The following is a 20,305-nucleotide window of genomic DNA, read 5'->3' on the forward strand; positions in this document are numbered from 1 at the left end:
CATGTACATCGTGCCCTTGTTTGATCAGTTTTGAAAAAGTTCCTCCCATAGAAATCACATCATCATCCGGATGCGGACTAAAAAGAATCACTCGTTTTTTGGCCGGATTGGCTCTTTCCGGACGATGCGAATCATCTGTATTGGGTTTTCCTCCGGGCCATCCTGTGATGGTATGCTGCAAGACGTTGAACATATTGATGTTCAAATCATAAGCAGAACCTTCCTGCGCCAAAAGGTCAGACATTCCGTTGTTGTTGTAATCACGGTCTGTTAATTTTAAGATCGATTGTTTTGTTTTTTGGCACAACCAAACAATCGCTTTGCTTTTTAATTCCTGTGTCCAGGTGCATTCTCCAACTAACCAGGGCGTTTTAAAGCGGGTTAATTCAGATGCTGCAGACTGGTCCAGTACAAAAGTCGCATTGGGATGATTTTGTAAAAAGGTAGCGGGAACTTCAGAACTTACATCACCCTGAATGGTTCTCTTGATGATATCGGATTTGTTTTGTCCCCACGCCATTAGTACAATTCTTTTGGATCTCATGATGGTAGAAACTCCCATGGTAATGGCTCTTTTGGGAACATTGTCTATGCCATTAAAATCAGATGAAGCATCAACTCTTGTAATATGGTCCAAAGTAATGATTCGGGTTCCGGAATTGATGTGCGATCCCGGTTCATTGAAACCTACGTGACCGGTACGCCCAATTCCTAATAATTGAAAATCAAGTCCTCCGGCATTTTTAATATTCATTTCGTAATCGATGCAGTATTGGTTCAGTTCATCAATAGCAACGGTTCCGTCGGGAATATTAACATTTTCAGGTTTGATGTCAATGTGGTTAAAAAGATGCTGATGCATGAAATAATGATAGCTCTGGTTGTTCTCTTTTGTCATTGGATAATATTCATCCAGGTTGAAAGTGATCACATTGCTAAAACTTAGTCCTTCTTCTTTGTGCATTCTCACTAATTCTTCATAGACTTTTACAGGAGAAGAACCTGTGGCTAAACCTAATACACAAGACTTGTTTTTTTCTTGTTTAGATCTAATTAATTGCGCGATTTCCTGCGCCACAATTATAGAAGCTTCTGCTGAATTTCTGAAGATTTCGTTGTGGATTTTCTCAAATCTGGTTTCTTCAAATTTTCCCGCACTTTTATAGCTGATATCAGGTTTGGTTTCTAAATCAGTTTCCATTTGTATAAATTTTATTTGGTTAATTTTTTATTTGTGGATCATTTTTTAACCCACAGAGGTATCGCTTTTCTTTGTGTATAAAAGCGTTTCACTAGTTTTAATGCAGATCGCTATGTTAGTAAAGCATGCTTTTTTATGAGCATCTTAGATTTTTGTTTTTTTTATCTGTTAGATTTTAAATCAAAGTCAGACTTAAAAAAAATCTGCGTAAAAAAATATTTAAGACACAGATTTAAACATTAAGATAGCCTCTATGTCTAAAAATATATTTCCAGTTCATTATTTTATTTTTTATCGGAAGAAAGTGAGGTGTACAATCCGATGATGACAAATACAACTCCAAAAAGCGTATATAAAGTAAGCGGTTCGTCAACCATAAAAAAGGCAATTAAAAATCCGAAAATTGGACAGAGAAAAAGCCAGTACGAAGCTTTAACAGGATTGTTTTTTAATAAATACAGCCAAAACTGGACAGCGCCAATAGAAACCGCAATAGCCAGCCAGGAAGTCGAAAGCCAAAAATCGCTGTTGAAAATATTTTTATCAGCATCATACGTTAAAAATAAAACCGGAAGCAGAAACACAGCCCCAATAATGGTTTGCCACCCATTGATCGTGAGAATGTGCAACCCGTTCCAGTTTTGTTTTGAATAATAAATAGTACCTAATGAATACGCAATCATGCTGGTCACTAAAATAAGTATGCCGCCGGGAGTTGCAAAGCTGTTTTGTAATAAAGGATAAGCCGCTAGAAATACACCAATAAAACAGAGCATTAAACTAAGGATGTTTTTGAATTTGATTTTATGCGATAACCAAATAGCCGAGATCAAAACAATAAAAACAGGATTAGTTGCTACAGCTAAACTCCCCAAACCGGCGGATACTTTTTGCATGGCAACGACATACAATCCCAGATAAAAAGTAATATTGAACAAACCATACATACTGATCTGAACCCATTCTTTTTTCTGTGGAAATCGTTTTGCCATTACGATATGGGATATAAAAAGCATTATGCTCCCGGCTATTATAAACCTGAAAATAGAAATCACAAAAGGCTGCGCGGCATGCAGTCCGATTTTGGTTGCAGTAGAGGCAGATGCCCATAAAAAGGCAAACAATATTCCGGCAATAATGATTTTAAATTCTTTGATTTTGGCAGTAATCGGGAGCATTTTTTCTTTGATCATTTTATGAAACAGTTATTGATGTCTTAAAAAATTCAATGTTTCTATCTCGGATAAATCTTCATTGAACTGAACAAAACTTGCCGGATATCCGGCTTTTATTTTGCCGAATTGCTCTTCTAAACCAATGGCAGCCGCAACACGTGAAGTGGCCATTTTAATAGCTTCATCTGCCGAAACCTCTAAATGATTATACGCATTCTGAACTGCTTCTAACATCGAAATGGTAGCTCCGGCTAAATTTCCGTCGTCATTTCTGTAAAAACCATTCTCGAGATGCGCATCAAAATTATCCCATTTAAAGTTGGCTACTTTTCGGCCTAAAAAGGTTGCATCACTAATCAGAAAGAATTTATCCTGTTTGAGTTTGTATGCCAGTTTTGCGGCCGTATAATCGCAATGGGCACCATCTAAAATAACAGGAGCATAGACATTTTCGTTTTCAAAAGCAGCCCCCACCAAACCCGGTTCGCGATGTCCGAATTGTGTCATGGCGTTAAATAAATGGGTTACGAGTTTTAGACCTTTCGAAAAATAAAACTGCGCTTCTTTGTGTGTAACCGTCGAATGTCCAATCGAGATTACGATACCACTTTTGATCAGCATGTTTAGTTGTTCTTCTGTAAAACATTCCGGTGCAATGGTGATTACTTTGATCACATCTTTTCCCAGTCGGATGATTTCTTCCAGTTCGGCATTTGTTGGTTTTCGAACCTGATCGATACTATGTGCGCCACGTTTTAACGGATTCAAAAAAGGCCCTTCCAGATGCATTCCGATTACACCATTATGGTGCTTCTTCATGTAAGTGCGAACAGCTTCAATTCCCTGAAGAATCGTTTCATGCGAAGAGGAGATCAAACATGGCAATACATGAGTAGTTCCATATTTTAAGCTTGAATCGTAAATATCCTGAATCGTTTCCTCAGTAGGCGTCTGACTAAAGTAAAGTCTTTCTCCACCATTGATCTGAATATCGATAAAGCCTGCGGCAATATGATTTCCTTTTAAGTCAATTGTTTCGATATCATTAGGAATTTCTTTTTGAACAGAAACAATAGTTCCGTTTTCGATAATAATGACTCCGTTGGTAATGATCTCATCACCTGTGTGCACGGTCGTATTGATAATCGCCTGTTTCATTTTTTAATTTTTATTTTATTTTTAAACCGGATTAAGACGGGATTAAAATCCAGCCCTGCAATATAGGCCGGGCCTTTGGCTCTTTTTTATTTTTTGATCACTTTTCGGCTTAGCGTTGTGTTAGTATCATTTATTTGTAAAATGTACATACCGTCGGGTTTATTTCCTAAGGACAACGTTTTGCCGGTTTCAGAATCATTTAAAGTTATTTTTTGAATTACTTTTCCTGAAACATCTGCTATTTTAAGCGTAACATTTCCTTTTGCATTCTTAAAGGTAACATTAAAAATATCGTTGGTTGGATTAGGCTCAACCACGGCGTCAAATTTTGAATCTGTATTGCCAATATTTTCCTCTGTTTTTTTACTTAAAGAAGGATTGCTTGCTGCAACAAAGCTATCGGTGCCATTAGTGAGCCAATTTAAGCTAAAACGAACAAAATACATTTGATAGGTTGAACTTTCTCCATTTTCATAATAAAGACCAATTGTCCCGTCAGGCAATATCGTTAAACTTGAATAAGCCGAGGCTCCGGTAAAAATAGTTTTAGGCGATCCCCAGGTTGTTCCTTCATCCGTACTCAACAGTACACTCACATTTTTACGGCTTCCGGAAAACGGAATCGAATGTAACAGACGATTTTTATCATAACCATCAAGGGTAGAAGTATAGCGAATAAAATCACCATCGCAATTAGGGTCGGTAATACTCGCCTGGTTGTAAGCAGTTCCCCAGGTTGCGCCTTTATCTGTAGAAATATTAAAACGGCGTGTTCCCGGATTACGAATGCTCATCATGATCGTACCATTGTTTAATTCTACTACTTTGGCTTCGTCTCCGTCTAATTCGGCTCTTCCTGTTGATGCCGTCCAGGTAACTCCGTGATCAGCACTGGTGATCATATAATTATTGATATGTTCTGTTCCCGAGACATTTTCACGTACGGCAATGGCAGCGACAATTTTTCCGTCACGCAATTGATGCGCTCTTCCAGAAGCTACAAATAAGCCTTTCCAACCCGGATTTGGTCCATAAATCTGACTTGTAATATCGACCGGAGTTCCCCAGGTTATACCATTATCGGTACTGTGAATGACCAGAACTTTGGCCGGAGCGGCATTTGTAGAAGCAAAAAAGCCTTTTTCGGCAGAAACGAGACATAATAATTCCCCTGTAGTTTTATCCAAAACCAAAGCTGCATCTCCGGCTCCGGTTGAAGCACCAAAATTAGCAATTGTTACCGGTGCCGACCAGGTTTTTCCGTTATCTGTACTGCGGCGAACAACAGGATCAATTTTGGCTGCCAAATCTCCGGCACCATTCCATCTTTTGTCGGTTACGGTTACCAATGAACCATCGGCAGCGGTAATAATTGCCGGAATTCTATAGCTGGCAGAACCTGCATCTCCGGGTGTAAAGAGTAAAGTGTTTGCCAGTAAAATAACGCGATTTCCTGCCACGGTATTAGCGGCTGTATTGTAGGTAATGCTATTGGCTGTGATCGATTCGCAAGTAGCGTCTAACAGATTTCCTTCGGTGGCTGTAGCCGAAATATCATACGTTATCCAAAAATAATTGTCTCCGTTTACTAATGCTTTCGAACCGTTTACAACAAGATTTCCGCCAGACGGAGTTACATTTCCAAACAAAGTGGACGTAGCAGGATTGAAAATAGCCGTACTTCCGCTGGAATAAATTTTAATATTCGTAACATCAGCAATAGTGGTAGTTCCGGTCATGGTAAATTTTAAAGTACTTACCGTAAGTGGATTTATAGTACCGCTCACAGCAGCTTTTACGGCAATAATACGTTGGTTTGTATCGCCAATTCCCGTTGGTAATTCTGTTTGCACCAGGGAAACCGAATTGATCTGCATTTCGTTGGTTTGCGCAATTACAGCCGCTCCGTTATTTAAGGTTCCCGTATGATTGTTTCCCGAAATATCCGGAACAGTTGTACCGCTAACATTTTCAAAATCCCAGGCCGCAATTAGATTCGTTTCCGTTCCGGTAACAATTACCGTTTTATCGGTTACGATTTCTGCGGCCGTCATAGCTTTATTCCAGAAACGAATATCATCTAATTGTGCATTCATATAAGAAGCAAAAGTGCTGAGTGTGCCAAACAATACATCTCCGGTATTCGAAACTGTATTGGTTCCGCCAATGTTTGTAGTGGTTTTAGTCTGTTGTAAAACACCATCGACATAAATTTTACAGCTTGTTGAAGCAACATCAACTACCATGGCCAAATGATGCCAGATATTGTCTGCGATATTGGAGGTTCCGTACGGAGGTCCTGCTGCACCTGCACTTGTCGTTAAATTAACCCCAAATTGTCCGCCGCCTGCCGAAGTATTATTGATAAATTCATATCCTATTCCGGCACCTCCGGGACGTTTGCTTAAAATACGTTTGCCAAAATCAGACGTTTTAATTTTGCAGGTTACCGTTAAATTCTGACCCGCAGCAATATTAAAATCAGCATGATTCACCACCGACATATAATCATTAACACCATCTAAAGATAAAATCATCGGAAAAGCATTCGACACGGTTGGAGATCCTGTAAGAGTCCCGGGATGGTTATTGCCCGAAACATCAGGAACCGAAGTACCGCTTATGTTTTCAAAATTCCATGCTGCCAAAAGATCGGTTGCGGGCGCATTGACAATAGCGGTCATATCTGCCTGTAATTCAGTTGCAGTCATGGCTTTGTTCCAAACCCGTACATTGTCGATTTGACCTGTCCATTTGTAACTGTTACCAGCATCTGAAGTCGCTCCAACAACAAAGCTTAAAGCATTCGAAAAATCAGAAGTAACAGAGGTAAAAGGCTTACCGGTATTGGCCAGAACACCATCGATATAACCGTACATGGTTCGATTACTCGAGGCATCAATAACCAGCGCAATATGATGCCAGGTTCCGTCAGCAATAGAATTAGCCGAATATCCTGCCGTACTAATATTGTTTGGAGTTCCGGTACCACTCATGTTCATCGCAAATTTTCCGGCATTGGTGCCATTTCCGGTCCAAAATTCATATCCGTTTCCTGAGGCGCCGTTTCTTTTGGCAAAAATTCTAGGTGTTCCCGTTGAAGTTGTTGTCTTTATCCAGCAGGTAATCGTTTTGTTCTGGCTTGCGCCGAAGTCTAAATCAGGATGATCTGCGACTGTCATAAAAGTAGAGATTCCATCAAGGTTCAAAACCTTACCACTTTGTGCTTGCATACAGGTACCGTATAAACACATAAAACACGAACAAAATAATAGTAATACATTTTTCATAGTTTTTATATTTGGTTAAAATTGGTTAATAAGTGTAAGATTTAATCACGAACTACCTGATGGAATCATTGACTTTTACGACAAGATGATGAATACAATTTTATTGAACACATAGTTCCGGAGCTTCAGGATAGATCTAAAATTAAAATTTAAGAATCATGATTTTCTCACATAGCCTTATGTTATTTACTGTGCCGTTAGGCACTACAGGTTGGTAGGAAATCAGAAATCGCAATGTCATTTAGCGTGCCGTAGGTACGCAATTAAACGTAGCTATTGCGTACCTACGGCACGCCTACGGATCGTGACGTAATTTTTTTTCTACCGACCTTTAGTGCCTAACGGCACATTTAATTCAAACTCTATTATTGTCTACTAAAATTCATTTCCTAATGGCCTATTAAAATCAATCTGTATTTTCTATTAACATTTATTTTTCTAACGGTATATCACTCAATTTATATTTGTACCAATGCATAAAACCTAACAGCACATTAATTTCAATCAAAATATAACAGTGTATTGAACGTATTCGGTGTGCCTTTAGGCACTACAGGTTGGTAGGAAATCAGAAATCGCAATGTCATTTAGCGTGCCGTAGGTACGCCACAAACGTTCGTTATTACGTACCTACGGCACGTCCACGGATCGTGAACCTAATTTTTTTCTACCGACCTTTAGTGCCTAACGGCACATTTAATTCAAACTCTATTATTGTCTACTAAAATTCATTTCCTAATGGCCTATTAAAATCAATCTGTATTTTCTATTAATATTTATTTTCCTAACGGCACATCAAATACGAATTACATTTCTAGTAACAATTAGTGCTAAAGGCTCCACTACCGATTTACAAACTTTGATTTTCATGTTTGACTGTTTTTTCAAGATATTCATTTAATAAGTTTGAGCAATACCATTCCTGACGCGGTAAATGAAAAGGTCCTTTATAAAGATTTCCTTTTGCTGTTTGAGCAACAGTTCCGTCTCGATGCAAATACCCAAACCATTCTCCGTTTTCTTTATCGTGGAATTTACTGTACGCATAATCATGGATCATTTTGTGCCAGCGGGCATATTTTTCATCACCGGTCATGGTGTAAGCCAATAATGTGGCAATAATAACTTCATTATGCGGCCACCAGAATTTCATGTCCTGCCAATATTCCTGAACGGGTTTACCGTAAACATCGCAGAAATATAAAATACCGCCATGTTCTTTGTCCCAACCGCGTTCCCACATATAATCCAGCATTTTGCAGCCTAATTCGATTAAATGCGGATCATTGTTTCTATATTTTGCTTCATGCAAAATGAACCAGGCACCTTCGATCGCGTGACCCGGATTAAGCGTGCGACCATCAATATGATCAATGATTGACCCGTCAGGAGCCACTTGTTCCATTACACATTGGATGTCGTGTTTTACAAAATCATTTTCGATTTCGGCAATCCATTTGGTAATCCATTCATCGCAACGCGGATCTCCGATGGTTTCCCGTACCTGCTGCGCCGTATTGATCATAATCATAGGTGACCCAATTCCTTTAGACGGACGTTCATTCGTATATTTTGGTTCTAATAATCCCGGAGTACTCGAATATTTGATACATTCCCCAAATAAATGGCGTGCCTGTTCTGCAATTTTTTCGTCTCCGCTGGCTTTGGCATAAGCACTCATGGCAATTACAGCAAAGGTTTCAGAAAAATAATAACGACGTTTACGAATCGGGTTTCCTTCGCGGGTTACATGAAAAAACATTCTTCCATCGGTATCAAAACAATGTTGGTTTATAAAGTCGATTCCGGATTGGGCACCGTCTAACCATTCTTGCTTTTGTTCGACAGTATTGTAAAGTGTCGATAACAACCAGGCAGTTCGGCCCTGAAACCAAACCGATTTATCATCGTCGATTAAATCGCCATTTTGTCCCCGCATTAATAAGTAACCACCATGAATTGTGTCGATGGATTGTGGAAACCAAAAAGGTACGGTATCCTGTAATAATTGGTTCTGATAAAAATCTTTTAGGTGTAGAAGATCCGTATTGGAATAACTCATTTTATATATGTTTTTGACTTAGTTTTTGTATTTGCTAAGTGTTGATTTTCTTTTTTTTGCACGCAGATAGCGCAGATTTAAACGGATTATGTTTTTTAATTTTTTGCTAATTCGTGACCCGGGCGATAGCGAACAGGCAGGGCAAATTCGGGTTTCGTTTTTATGGTTTTAAATCCAGTCTGAAAGTCGAACAAGGCAAATGGGCTTCATTGACCAGGTTTGCTGTTGTATAAGGTTTCCAGGCGTATAAAACGGTTTTTATCTTTTCGCCTTTCGGAATATTTATTGAAACCTCATTTTTAATAATAACTGCTTTGCTTTCGATCCGGATTCCTTTTTCGTTGACCAGTTCAAAACCTGTTAGTTCTTTTTTATCGGCTGTAGCTAATTGTCTGGCATTCGAAAAAGAAATAATAATTTGATCTCCTTTTTGTATTGCTTTTATGGCCGATGGCCCGTTTGCGGTTATATTTTTTCCGTAGGTATATTTCAGGGCCAAAAGCGCCAGACGATCTCCAACCTGCTTTTTTTGAATAGGATGCACATTTGTAGCATCACCATAATCCATACTAATCGCCATGCCGCTATTGGCGATATTTTTCTGGATTTTGGTTTGTGCATCTCTAAAGGACGGCCAGGTTGGACGATCTGTTCCTGACAATTGAACATAATAAAAGGGTAGGGAGGTTCCCCACGCTTTTCGCCAGTTTCCAACCAGGACTGGCATTAAATGCTCGTATAATTCGATGTTGTGTGCGTTGCTTTCGCCTTGGTACCAAATGATTCCTTTTATGGGGAAATCAGTAAAATGTGTTACGCCGGCTTCATAGTTGTAACCGGGGCCGTACGGATGCCGCTGTTTTGGGTTTTTAGCATTTTTCAAGTTTTCATCGGCACGAGATCTTACCCACGGCATTATGAAATCAGATTTTCGCCAGTTGGTCAAAACATCAACCACTTTGTCATCATGTTCTAAAGTATAGCGGTCGATCCAGGATTCTATGGGAGATCCGCCAACGGCAACTTGTATTAAACCTATAGGGATATTTTCTTCTCGGGCAATATTTTGTCCGAAGTAATAGGCTATGGCCGAGAAATCTTTGGCACTTATAGAATCACTAATTTTCCACTTTCCGGAGAAAAATTCTAACCGATTGGTTTTTTCTAAAGTAATAGAATCCCAGGCTTTTTCATCTGTTTCGGCAATAGCTTCAAAGTTGAATAAACGAAGATGGGTATTATTGATGGCGTTTTTTACCTCAGCCATTCCGTTTTCTGATTTCTGAAGCGGAAATGCCATATTCGACTGTCCGGAACAAAACCAAACATCGCCAATTAGTATATTTCTTAAAACTATATTTTCTTCTTTTGATGAAATTGTAATCTGATGTGTTCCGCCGGATTTCATTGCAGGAAAAATAACTTTCCATTTTCCGAATTCATTAGTAATCGCGATTTCTTTCTTATTGTCTAAAGTGATTTCGACTTTGTAACCTCCATTTGCATTTCCATAAATTACAATGGGCTGGTTTCTTTGCAGCACCATATTATTGGCGAAAACAGGCGATAATTTTAATCCGCCAAAATCCTGCGTAATATTTCCGTAAACGGTTTTTGCTAAAATTGCAGCGCCTTCTTTTGTGGGATGTAAAGCATCCGGAAAAAGATCAGGGCGATTATATAATTTTTCGTGGAGATCAATTAAACCAACATTATTGGCTTTTGCAATTCCTTCAATATGTTCCTGAATCTGCCAAAACCAATCTCTGGTTCCGGATTTAAAACGTGGATGTTCATTGAATATCGGAGTCATTTTGCAGATGAAAATTTTCACCTTCGGATTTTGGGTTTTTAAAGTATCAATTAGCCATGAATAATCGGCATCAAAATCGTCTTTATAATTGGGCCAGTTTCTAGGATCAGTATCATTTAGTCCCAAATGAATAATCGCAATATCCGGACGATATGCAATGGCTTCGGCACATTTTTCGGTTTTAAAATACGGTGTACTTCCTTTCTTTAAAAGTGTGGCCCCGCTATGTCCAAAATTTTTGACTTCATATTGACTTCCCAGTAAAACCTGAAGCTGCGAAGGATAGGATTCAGCTGCAGGATGCGCTAAAAGATAGCCCGCCGTTACAGAATCACCAATGCAAGCTATTTTTATTGGAGTCTGTGCCGTCATTTCAAGATTCGAAATCATTGAAAGAAGAAGGATTATAATATGAATATTTCGATTTTTTGTTCTCATTTTTTATTAGAACTATTATTAAAAATGTGGCAATTATAAGCTGGGCAGAACGCATGGCTCCGCCCGGGCTTATTAAAAAACCAAAAAACAACTAACTCTTAAATTGTAAAAAAGGGGATGAACTTTATGGTCTATGCATCTGCAAAATCATTGACTTTGGGACGCAGAAAACTAACCTGAACGAGTAGTGCTACCAGCACAACTCCGGCCATCAGCGCAAAACCAAACCCTAAAGTTCCTGAATCTGCTGATTTTCCTAATAGTGACGTAACCAATGCTCCGCAACCGACTCCGGTCATATTAAGGACACCATAAGCCGTTGCCCGATGTTTGGACGAAACAAATTGACAGATGATGGGCATATTATTTGCATCGAACATTCCGTATCCGATACCAAAGCATAAAACGGCACCCACGACGTGAAATAAAGAATGCCCAAAACCGATTAACAACAATGCGGGAATGGTTAAACTCAGCCCAATGGCACTGGTATATACCCGTCCCTTAATATTTTTTTGAACCCATTTGTCTGATAAAATTCCACCGAAAATTACGCCTATTAAGGATGAAAAGGAGATCGTAATTGTAGCGATTGGTCCGGCCTGATCCATTGAAATGCCTAAATTATCTGAGAATAGGGTAGGCAGCCAGTTTTTTGTGGCCCAGCCCGGTAAACTGATAATAGCAAAATAAAATAAAATGACCCAAAAGGAGATATTGCTGAACAATAAAGCAAGGCCTTTGAAAAGGGAATCTTTTTCGTGTGTTTTATTAAATTCAGGGTCAAAGACTACCGTTTTTTCTTTTTTCTCGTATAAAAAGAAAATTAAAACAATCGAATAAATAACACCCACAATACCAAAATTATGAAAAGTAGCATGCCACGAGAACCGGGCAGCTATTGTAGCGCCAAAACCACCCAAGGCAGAACCTACATAAAGCCCGGTCATGTGAATACCAATGGCCAGTGATCTGGTTTTTTGTTGATGGTAATCGGCAATTAAAGCCAGACCTGCCGGAATATATAAGGCTTCACTCACGCCCATAACGGCTCTTAACCAATAAACCTGATTGTAAGTTGTGGCATATCCCATTGCATAAGTAACGGCAGACCAAACAAATAAACTGCCAATAATCAACCATTTTCGGTTTAATTTGTCGGCAATAAGACCTGAAATCGGGCTCATTAAAGCATAAATCCAAAGAAAAATGGCCATTAAACGTCCAAAATTTTCACCTGAAACCAGTTCAGGAATGTCAGCTTCCATTGATGGTCTCATGGTCGCCAGCATTTGTCTGTCCATATAGTTGAGCAGCGCTACAATCCAAAGCAACGCGACGACTAACCAGGGATAATATTTAGAGTTTTTCATATTTTGATATGCTTATAAAATTTTATTTATTGAGCTTAATTTTTTAACATAGAGACATAGTTTGCATAGCTTGAAAAGGCGTTTCACTCCAAATAAAACTCATAGCGCTATGTGAAAAAAATGTGTTTTTCTAGAACATTCTTTACTTCGAATTTAAATCTATGTTTCTAGGTGTTTAATTTTTTTTACACACAGATAATGCAGATTTAAACAGATTTTATTCTGATTCTTTGCCAGACCTAACAGGGTTTAAAAACCTGTTAGGTCTCTTTGTCGAACTTTTAATCATTTAATAGTTCCCAACATGACATCAGGGGTACGAATTCCGGGTTTTATTTCTCCATTCGATAAAACCACGGTATCATTCCAGATTGTTGCTGTTGTTGTTACCTGCGCCAGAAAAGGCAATTCGCCCACCTTTGACCATTTATTTGTATGTGTGTTGTATTGCAAAATATCGTTGTAAAAACCTTTGTGTGTCGTGTTTAATATGTTTTTTTCGGCGATAAGCTTTGATTTTTCCTCGTCAGAAGTGGCTTTAGCAATTTGAGACAAATAGGTTTCGATTTTATGAAAAGTCGTTCCGTTATCTCCGCCAAGAATTAAAATAGATTCATTGCCCACAGCAACTCCCGCACCGGCAGAAAAACAGGTGGTTTGTTTTCCGTCAGAGATATTGGCTTTGGTTTCCCAAACTTGTTTTTTAAGATCGAAAGCCAAAGTGGTGTTGTGCAAATCGCTGATTCCTGAGTTCGTTTTGGTTCTTCCTCCAATCACATAAAGTTTACCATTTTGGATCACCGAAACTGAATTCGCCAAAGCAAAAGGCAATTTGGTCAACGATTTCCAGACGGGTTTTTTAGCATTTAAATCGATACTAAAAACTAAATCGGAGGATTGTTTTGCTTCATCTCCGCCAATAGCGTAAACTACATTGTTTAAATGTGTAAGGGCAATATTGGTAATCGCTAGTGGAAAATCCGGAAGCGATTTTATTTCCACTTCATTTTTGTCGGCATTCCAGTTTAGAAGATACGCCTTATTCGAAAGTCCGTTTTCGTTTTCTCCGCCTACATAAACAATTCCTAAACTTGTGGTTGTATTTCCGGGATATGCAATAGGCTCCGGTAATGCATTCGCTGCTTTTTTGTTCCAGTGAAAATCATCTCCCGTTTTTTCTAAAACATGAATTTCGTCTGAATAGTGTTTTTTTCCTCCTTCCCAGGGCATTTTATCTGGAAAATTAGCGCCGCCGGCAACGATCAGAACAGTATTACTTACTCCGTTTATCGGGCCTGCAAAACCCAATGAAAGGCTTCCGTCAGCATTTTGCAATTGGGCCGCTTTTTTCCATTCGACATTTGTAATCTTTGTTTTTTGCGAAAAACCAACGGTTGCAGACATAATTAAAATAGTAAGGATTAAGGAAGAAAAAGGCGTATTCATAAGGGTTAGTTTTAGAGAAAACAAACTGATTTATTTGGATTTGAAAGTATCAAAATTTAAACCCGCGACATCTTTTTTGAATAACTCAAATTGCTCGGCACTCATGTTTTTAACCGGTAATCTGAATCCTCCTAGATCATGGCCAACTAATTTCATATAGGCTTTTCCAACAGAGATTCCGCCATATTTCCCTAAGAAACGAATCATATCAATTGATTTTTGCTGAAGCGCTCTTGCCTTAACCAAATCATTGTTATTGAAAGCATCAATTAAATCATAATACAATGGCGCAGCATAATTAAAAGTACTTCCAACAGCACCTTTTGCCCCTAAAACCAAAGCCGATAACATGTTTTCGTCACGTCCCCAAAGCATATCAAATTTTCCGTTTTCGTAGCTCATGCAACTCTGGAAATCCATAAAATCTTCGTGTGTGTATTTTACGCCGGCAAAGTTTGGAAGTTTGCCATCTAAAGCCCTTACCAAATCGTACATCGGAATGTTTACGCCTGTCAATACCGGAATGTGGTAATAGTACAATGGCATGTTTGGAACGCTTTCTCCTACTTTAATACAAATTTCGGCAAGGGTATCAACGTTTCCGGGTTTAAAGTAAAAAGGTGCGGTTAAAGAAACGGCGTACAAACCAATTTCGTAAGCGTGTTGGGCCAAATCGATACAATCTGTCAGGCAGGTTCCGCCAAGGAAAACCATTACTTTGAAATCGGTATCGTGGTTCGAACAATCTGCCCAGGCTTGCGCCACGGCTTTTTTCTCTTCTACTGAAATAGAAACCCCTTCTCCGGTTGATCCGTTGATAAAAGCTCCCGTAATTCCGTTTCTTTTCAGAAAGGCATAGTAGGGCGGAATCAGGCTTACGTCTAATTTTCCGTGGCTGTCAAAAGGAGTAAATGGAGCAGAAATCAGACCTTGTAAATGTTCAATTTTCATGAGTATGTTTTTTTGTTGTTTGTTGTATTTTATAGACTGGAAGTTTTTTAAGTTTCCAGTCTAATCTTATTCTATTGTTAAATCCGTTTTTTACAATGGATTTTGAGTAATTTTTGGATTGAAGTTGATCGTGTTCTGAGAAATTGGAAACAAGATTTGTTTTCCTGTCATTGATGGTACTAAGCTTGTTTTGTTGAAACGAACCAGATCCCACCACGCTTTTCCTTCGAAGGCCAATTCTTTTAAACGTTCATTTAAAATCACATTATCGTTATTTGCCGGAGTATCATTGGTAAAAGAAGCCGAAGCATCTGCTCTTTTCATAACCAGATTCATCTCAGTGCTTGGATCCTGACCTAATGCATTTTTAATTTCGGCTTTCATCAGTAAAATATCGGCCCAACGGTAGATGATAATATCGCTTACAAATCTTCTGAGTGTTCCGTCTACAGTCCCGTTATACTTTACCAAACCTGTCACTACAGGAACAGTTCCGTTGTATAAAGTTAAGTATGTCGCGGCTTTTCTGGTATCTGTACCGGTAAAATTAAATCGTGTAATATCCGGCTGCACTCTTGAAATACCGGCATTTCCTGCCCCGGTTCCTAAAGTTCCAAATGTAGCAATTGCTGTAGCTGTTGTTAAGGGAGCAAAATCACTTGGGCCCACAAACATAAACTGATTCCAGTTGTCTGCTAAATTTGATGGTAAATCTGCTAATGAATAACGAACGGCAAAAACGACCTCAGCATTTCCTTTTTTATCATAAGCAAAAACATCTTTAAAGTTAGGCAATAAGGTTGGGGTTCCGGGAATTGTGTTTATGGCTGTAAGAGCTGTATTTAAGTCAGCTGTTCCTCCGTTTAATTGTTTAGCGGTCCATAAATTTACATCGGCTTTTAAAGCATAAACGGATGCAAGGGATAATTGAGTCTTAGTGTTGTTGGCATCCGGGAAATTGGCAATCGCTGCATCAATATCTTTTTTGATGAAAGCAAACGTTTCTTCAATACTATTACGCGGAATAATATATTGCGACTGATTGGTGTTCTCTGTAGGATCTGTCACTATTGGAACCCCTCCCCAGGAACGTGCCATGATAAAGTAACATAATGCACGCATGGAATAGGCTTGTGCAAGATATCTTTTTTGCTCGTTTATTGTTGTAGGACTAAAGCTAATTTGAGGAACATACTTTAAAACTAAGTTGGCCTGATGAATTACGGTATAGAGGCCTGCCCAGTCTACATCTATATTTTGCGGTGTAAGATTGTTGTTGTAATAATTGGCCAAAGTGAGCGGAGACTGTACTCCGGCTGTGATTTCGGCACTTCTGGCACCACCCAGTAAGTAATAATTTTGTTGTGTCTGGATTCTAAAATTAACGTACATACCGTTTACGCCGGCTTTGGCATCATCTTCTGTTTTCCAAAAACTATCAGATGTAATCACACTATCAGATGTTAGCTCTAAATCGTCCTGACACGAGTTGAATAGAGAAAGACTAGCAAAAAGTATAGTGTATAAAAGGAATTTCTTTTTCATGATTTTAGTATTAAAATTTACAAACTGATATTTAAACCAAGGATAATATTTCTGGGAACAGGATACGTACCGGTAGATCCGGCTGCACTTAACCCTAAACTGGATCCTCCGTCAATACCTTGTACTTCAGGGCTTAATCCGCTGTATTTGGTAAAGTAGTATAAATTGCTTCCGGTCACATACATGCGAAGTGAAGCTAACCTTGCTTTTTCGACAAATGTTTTTGGAAAGTTATAGCTAAAAGTGATTTCTCTAATGCATAAGTAATCCCCACTTTCGTAATAACGGCTATTTCCCTGAAACATATTGGTGTTGTAAGCTGCTCCGCTTGCTTCAGATCTGAACAAGTTGTTTTGGTTGGTTTGATCTGCCCAACGGTAACGGGGTACGTCTGTAATGTCACCCTCTTTTTGCCAGGATTGTGCACTTTCTGCCAGTAATCCGTAGTTCCCCTGAAACTGGCCTAAGAAACGGGCTCTTGCTTCGTTGTAAATTGTAGCTCCTAAAGAGTAATCTGTTCTTACGGTTAAGGAGAATCCTTTGTAAGTTGCATCAAAATTAAAACCTCCTACAAACGTTGGGAACATATTACCCATATATTTTCTGTCTCTGCTGTCGATTATTCCGTTGTTGTCAGTATCTTCAAAAACAGCATCTCCGGCGAATTTTTTGCCTTCAGGATTTCCGCCTCCGGCTGCCGTTTTGGTTACATAGGTATCGTGGACTTTTAAGTTGTAAGCATCGGCTTGTGCCTGAGTAGAAAGAATGTACAATTGGTTGTGTGCATAGAAATTTCCAATTTTTTGTCCTTCCTGTAAACCTCCAACATATTGGTAAGAACCGCTTTTTTGATCAAAAATTTCTGTTCCTCCAATTCTGTTATTCAGGTTTCCGTTGTAAGGAAGTTTTTCAATAGTATTGGTATTGTGAGAAACGTTTGCCCCCACATTAATTTTCCAGTCGTTTTGATTGTAAACATTGGCTTGTACTTCCAATTCAAAACCTTTGCTTCTTAACCCGCCCAGATTGGTTAAAACTGTTGAGAAACCACTGTTTGAAGGTAAAGTCAGATTCGTTAATAAATCTGAGGTTAGTTTGTTATAGAAATCTCCAATAATTCTGATTTTGTCTTCGTTAAATCCTAAATCGAAACCTCCGTTTATGGTTTGAGACTGTTCCCATTTTAAACCCGGATTTGCAATTTGTGAGTTGATAATCGCCGATTGTCCGTTGTAACTATTGGCTACACCATTTGTTGAACCGGAATATAATCCGCCTGCCTGAAAATCGCCCAGAGTACCTAAGTTACCGTTTACACCATAACTTCCACGAAGTTTAAGTGATGAAACCAATTTTGGCATGGCAGCAGTCCAGAATTTTTCTTCCTGTACGTTCCATCCGGCAGAAATTCCGGGAAAGAAACCGTATCTGTTATCAGGTCCTAAACTTGATGCACCATCATAACGGAAAGATGCTGTGGCAAAATACCTGTTTTTGTAATCGTAATTTACACGGCCAAAAACACTGTTTAAAACCAATTTTGTATTGTTGCTGTAAACAGAAACCGGAATTGGTGATGAATCTAAAGTTTGTGCTAAATCTGACGGACTTCCTTTTCCTGAAGCGTTAAAAGCTTTTATGCTTCTGTCGTATTTCGAAATACCCAGTTTGGCATCAAAATCACCCAGGTTATCCCATCCTTTTTTATAGGCAAAAACACCTTCGTATTGTACCTGATAAATTTGGTTGCTCAATCGTGTTGCAGTACGTGTATTGTCGATTAATCCACTGCTTCCGCTTAAAAATGCCTGTTGAAAAGTGTTGTCGTTTTCGTTTTCACTGTATAACGACATCGAAGGCGTAAAGGTGAAATCTTTGGCAAGTTTCAATTCGCCATCAACACTCATTTGAAGTTTATTGTTTTCGTTGATTCCCTTAACTTTTCCCATTTGGTATAAAGGGTTTCCGTTAATGTTATTCTGACCCGGAGCCAGTGTTCCGTCTTCTAAATATAATTTTGTAGTGGGGGAATTTCCTAAATATCTGTTGAAAACCACACTGTTTGCTACTACCTGATTGTTGCTGGACTTAGAAAACAACATACGGCCATTGATGGTAAAATTATCGGCTACTTTTAACGAAGCATTTAATTTACTGGTAAATCTTTGATAGCCTGTAAAGATGGTAATACCATCACCTTTTAAATAACCTAAACTCAAATCAAAAACACCGGTATCGTTACCTCCGCTAAAACCCAGTGTATGGCTTTGCGTCATGGCATTTTGAAACAAAACATCATTCCAGTCGGTGCTTTTGTACATAATGGTACTGTTAGGATTTAATGGATCCTGTAATTCCTGCCATCCTTTTGCCTGAAGCGTACTAATGGTTTCGGCTGATAAATTCGATTTTAATAAAGTGGCAAATGGCGTATTGTTTTGAAGGTTGTTTCCCGTACCTGCAGGAGTGGCGCCTGTTAACTGCCCCAGTCTTGCAATACCGGTTGTAGTACCAAGTCCCGCAATTTCGGCAGCATTATAGAGACCCTGACGTTGAAATTTGATATAATCTCCTCCGTCCATGAAATCGTATTTTTTACCTATCCGACTGCTTTGGGTCGAAACATTATAGGTAACTTTCATTTTGCCTGATTTACCTGTATTTGTCGTAATGATAATAACTCCGTTTGAAGCTCTTGCCCCGTAAATAGAAGTAGCGGCAGCATCTTTTAAAACCTGAAGTGAAGCAATATCCAGAGAGTTTATATCGTCGATCTGAGAACGGATTACCCCATCTACTATATATAAAGGAGTAGCTCCCGCCGGATTATCAATAGAAGTACCTCCACGTACTAAAATGTTGGAAGCTTTTCCCGGCTGACCAGAAGAAGTTTTAACCACCAAACCGGTAACATTACCCTGAAGCGATTGTGTTACGTTTGAATAAGGTACATTTTCTAAAACTTTTTTATCCAGTTTAGAAACGGCAGTACTTAAAGTTCGTCTGTTTTGAGAACCGTATCCTACCACAATAACCTCATTCATTTGTTGTCCAATTTCTTTAAGGACTATGGTAAGAGGAGCATTGGTAATGGTTACTTCCTGTTCCTGAAGACCAATATAAGAGACAATTAAAGTAGTGGTATTATCCGGGACTTCGATCGTAAATTTTCCGTCAAAATCAGTCTGAGCACTAAAGTTGGTTCCTTTAGCAACAATATTTACACCAGGTAAAGCTTCGCCTTTTTCATTGGTCACAACACCGGTTACTTTTTTCTGGATGGGATTAGTTCTTTTTACATTTTTATCTGTAAATGCAGTACTTTTTTCTGTTTTTGCAGCGGCTAACTGCAAGGTAAAAACTAAAAGCAACGTCGATGTTAATTTGATAACTTTTACGTAGTTAGGAGTAGACCTGCAATCTTTAGGTTTACTTTTAGGCAATAATTTCATACTTTTGTAATGGTTTGGTTAATAATAACTTTGTTAAAGGCTGTTATCTATTTCGAATCATTGTTCCTTCAGGAACCGGCCAGCGATGTTGCAAGCATTAGCTGGCTTTTTTTATGATGCAGATCTAGATAGGTATGCAAATGGTCTGAATTGATATTTGTGATTTTTAATTTCTTACCTCATGTATAAAACTTGTATTTTTCCTGTACTGAATAACCCGATAAACGGGTAATTTTCTAAACTTTAATTTGAGTTAAATCTCTTAAGCTTTAATTTGTATTAAAAAAGAAGTGCTATAAATTACTATAGCATTCTAAGAGCTTCATTGATTTAAGAATGTAACTTTTAATAGTACCCGACTAAAGGTTACGAGAACTTTAACAATAAATTAATTTAATATT

Annotated in this window: 11 protein-coding genes; all 11 read right to left on the bottom strand. The window is 38.6% G+C overall.

Features of this window, described 5'->3' with window-relative positions:
* On the bottom strand, positions 1–1,201 hold a 1,201-nt coding region (nagB, locus tag ACHRWY_RS23675), incomplete at its 3' end, for a glucosamine-6-phosphate deaminase (protein WP_395357859.1).
* A gap of 284 nt (positions 1,202–1,485) precedes the next feature.
* On the bottom strand, positions 1,486–2,394 hold the full coding sequence (locus ACHRWY_RS23680; RefSeq protein ID WP_395357860.1) for a DMT family transporter: 909 nt from the start codon (positions 2,392–2,394) through the stop codon (positions 1,486–1,488).
* A 12-nt stretch (positions 2,395–2,406) separates the two neighbouring features.
* Positions 2,407–3,534 carry an N-acetylglucosamine-6-phosphate deacetylase gene (nagA, locus tag ACHRWY_RS23685; RefSeq protein WP_395357861.1) on the bottom strand — a complete coding sequence of 376 codons (1,128 nt, stop codon included), beginning with the start codon at positions 3,532–3,534 and terminating at the stop codon, positions 2,407–2,409.
* An 86-nt stretch (positions 3,535–3,620) separates the two neighbouring features.
* Positions 3,621–6,767, bottom strand: coding sequence for a LamG-like jellyroll fold domain-containing protein (locus ACHRWY_RS23690; RefSeq protein WP_395357862.1), 3,147 nt, complete (start codon positions 6,765–6,767; stop codon positions 3,621–3,623).
* 907 nt (positions 6,768–7,674) lie between these two features.
* The gene (locus ACHRWY_RS23695) at positions 7,675–8,886 is read right to left on the bottom strand and encodes an AGE family epimerase/isomerase (protein ID WP_395357863.1); all 1,212 of its coding nucleotides are present in this window, start codon (positions 8,884–8,886) and stop codon (positions 7,675–7,677) included.
* A gap of 160 nt (positions 8,887–9,046) precedes the next feature.
* The gene (locus tag ACHRWY_RS23700) at positions 9,047–11,137 is read right to left on the bottom strand and encodes a GDSL-type esterase/lipase family protein (protein ID WP_395357864.1); all 2,091 of its coding nucleotides are present in this window, start codon (positions 11,135–11,137) and stop codon (positions 9,047–9,049) included.
* Between the two features lie 131 nt (positions 11,138–11,268).
* The gene (locus tag ACHRWY_RS23705; protein WP_395357865.1) at positions 11,269–12,510 is read right to left on the bottom strand and encodes an MFS transporter; all 1,242 of its coding nucleotides are present in this window, start codon (positions 12,508–12,510) and stop codon (positions 11,269–11,271) included.
* Positions 12,511–12,795: 285 nt separating this feature from the next.
* Positions 12,796–13,956, bottom strand: coding sequence for a galactose oxidase (locus tag ACHRWY_RS23710; protein ID WP_395357866.1), 1,161 nt, complete (start codon positions 13,954–13,956; stop codon positions 12,796–12,798).
* 30 nt (positions 13,957–13,986) lie between these two features.
* A complete protein-coding gene (locus tag ACHRWY_RS23715; protein WP_395357867.1) occupies positions 13,987–14,907 on the bottom strand; it encodes a dihydrodipicolinate synthase family protein in 921 nt (306 codons plus the stop codon).
* 90 nt (positions 14,908–14,997) lie between these two features.
* On the bottom strand, positions 14,998–16,452 hold the full coding sequence (locus ACHRWY_RS23720; RefSeq protein ID WP_395357868.1) for a RagB/SusD family nutrient uptake outer membrane protein: 1,455 nt from the start codon (positions 16,450–16,452) through the stop codon (positions 14,998–15,000).
* Positions 16,453–16,469: 17 nt separating this feature from the next.
* Complete coding sequence (locus tag ACHRWY_RS23725; RefSeq protein WP_395357869.1) at positions 16,470–19,904, bottom strand: SusC/RagA family TonB-linked outer membrane protein; 3,435 nt, start codon at positions 19,902–19,904, stop codon at positions 16,470–16,472.
* Positions 19,905–20,305 lie beyond the last annotated feature (401 nt).

This window comes from Flavobacterium sp. FlaQc-48 (assembly GCF_044007335.1).
Lineage (GTDB): Bacteria > Bacteroidota > Bacteroidia > Flavobacteriales > Flavobacteriaceae > Flavobacterium.

Coding starts and splice junctions, on each gene's coding strand:
- ACHRWY_RS23680 (WP_395357860.1), bottom strand. CDS start 2,394: ATGATCAAAGAAAAAATGCTCCCGATTACTGCCAAAATCAAAGAATTT.
- ACHRWY_RS23725 (WP_395357869.1), bottom strand. CDS start 19,904: ATGAAATTATTGCCTAAAAGTAAACCTAAAGATTGCAGGTCTACTCCT.
- ACHRWY_RS23715 (WP_395357867.1), bottom strand. CDS start 14,907: ATGAAAATTGAACATTTACAAGGTCTGATTTCTGCTCCATTTACTCCT.
- ACHRWY_RS23705 (WP_395357865.1), bottom strand. CDS start 12,510: ATGAAAAACTCTAAATATTATCCCTGGTTAGTCGTCGCGTTGCTTTGG.
- ACHRWY_RS23700 (WP_395357864.1), bottom strand. CDS start 11,137: ATGAGAACAAAAAATCGAAATATTCATATTATAATCCTTCTTCTTTCA.
- ACHRWY_RS23690 (WP_395357862.1), bottom strand. CDS start 6,767: ATGCAAGCACAAAGTGGTAAGGTTTTGAACCTTGATGGAATCTCTACT.
- ACHRWY_RS23720 (WP_395357868.1), bottom strand. CDS start 16,452: ATGAAAAAGAAATTCCTTTTATACACTATACTTTTTGCTAGTCTTTCT.
- nagA (WP_395357861.1), bottom strand. CDS start 3,534: ATGAAACAGGCGATTATCAATACGACCGTGCACACAGGTGATGAGATC.
- ACHRWY_RS23710 (WP_395357866.1), bottom strand. CDS start 13,956: ATGAATACGCCTTTTTCTTCCTTAATCCTTACTATTTTAATTATGTCT.
- ACHRWY_RS23695 (WP_395357863.1), bottom strand. CDS start 8,886: ATGAGTTATTCCAATACGGATCTTCTACACCTAAAAGATTTTTATCAG.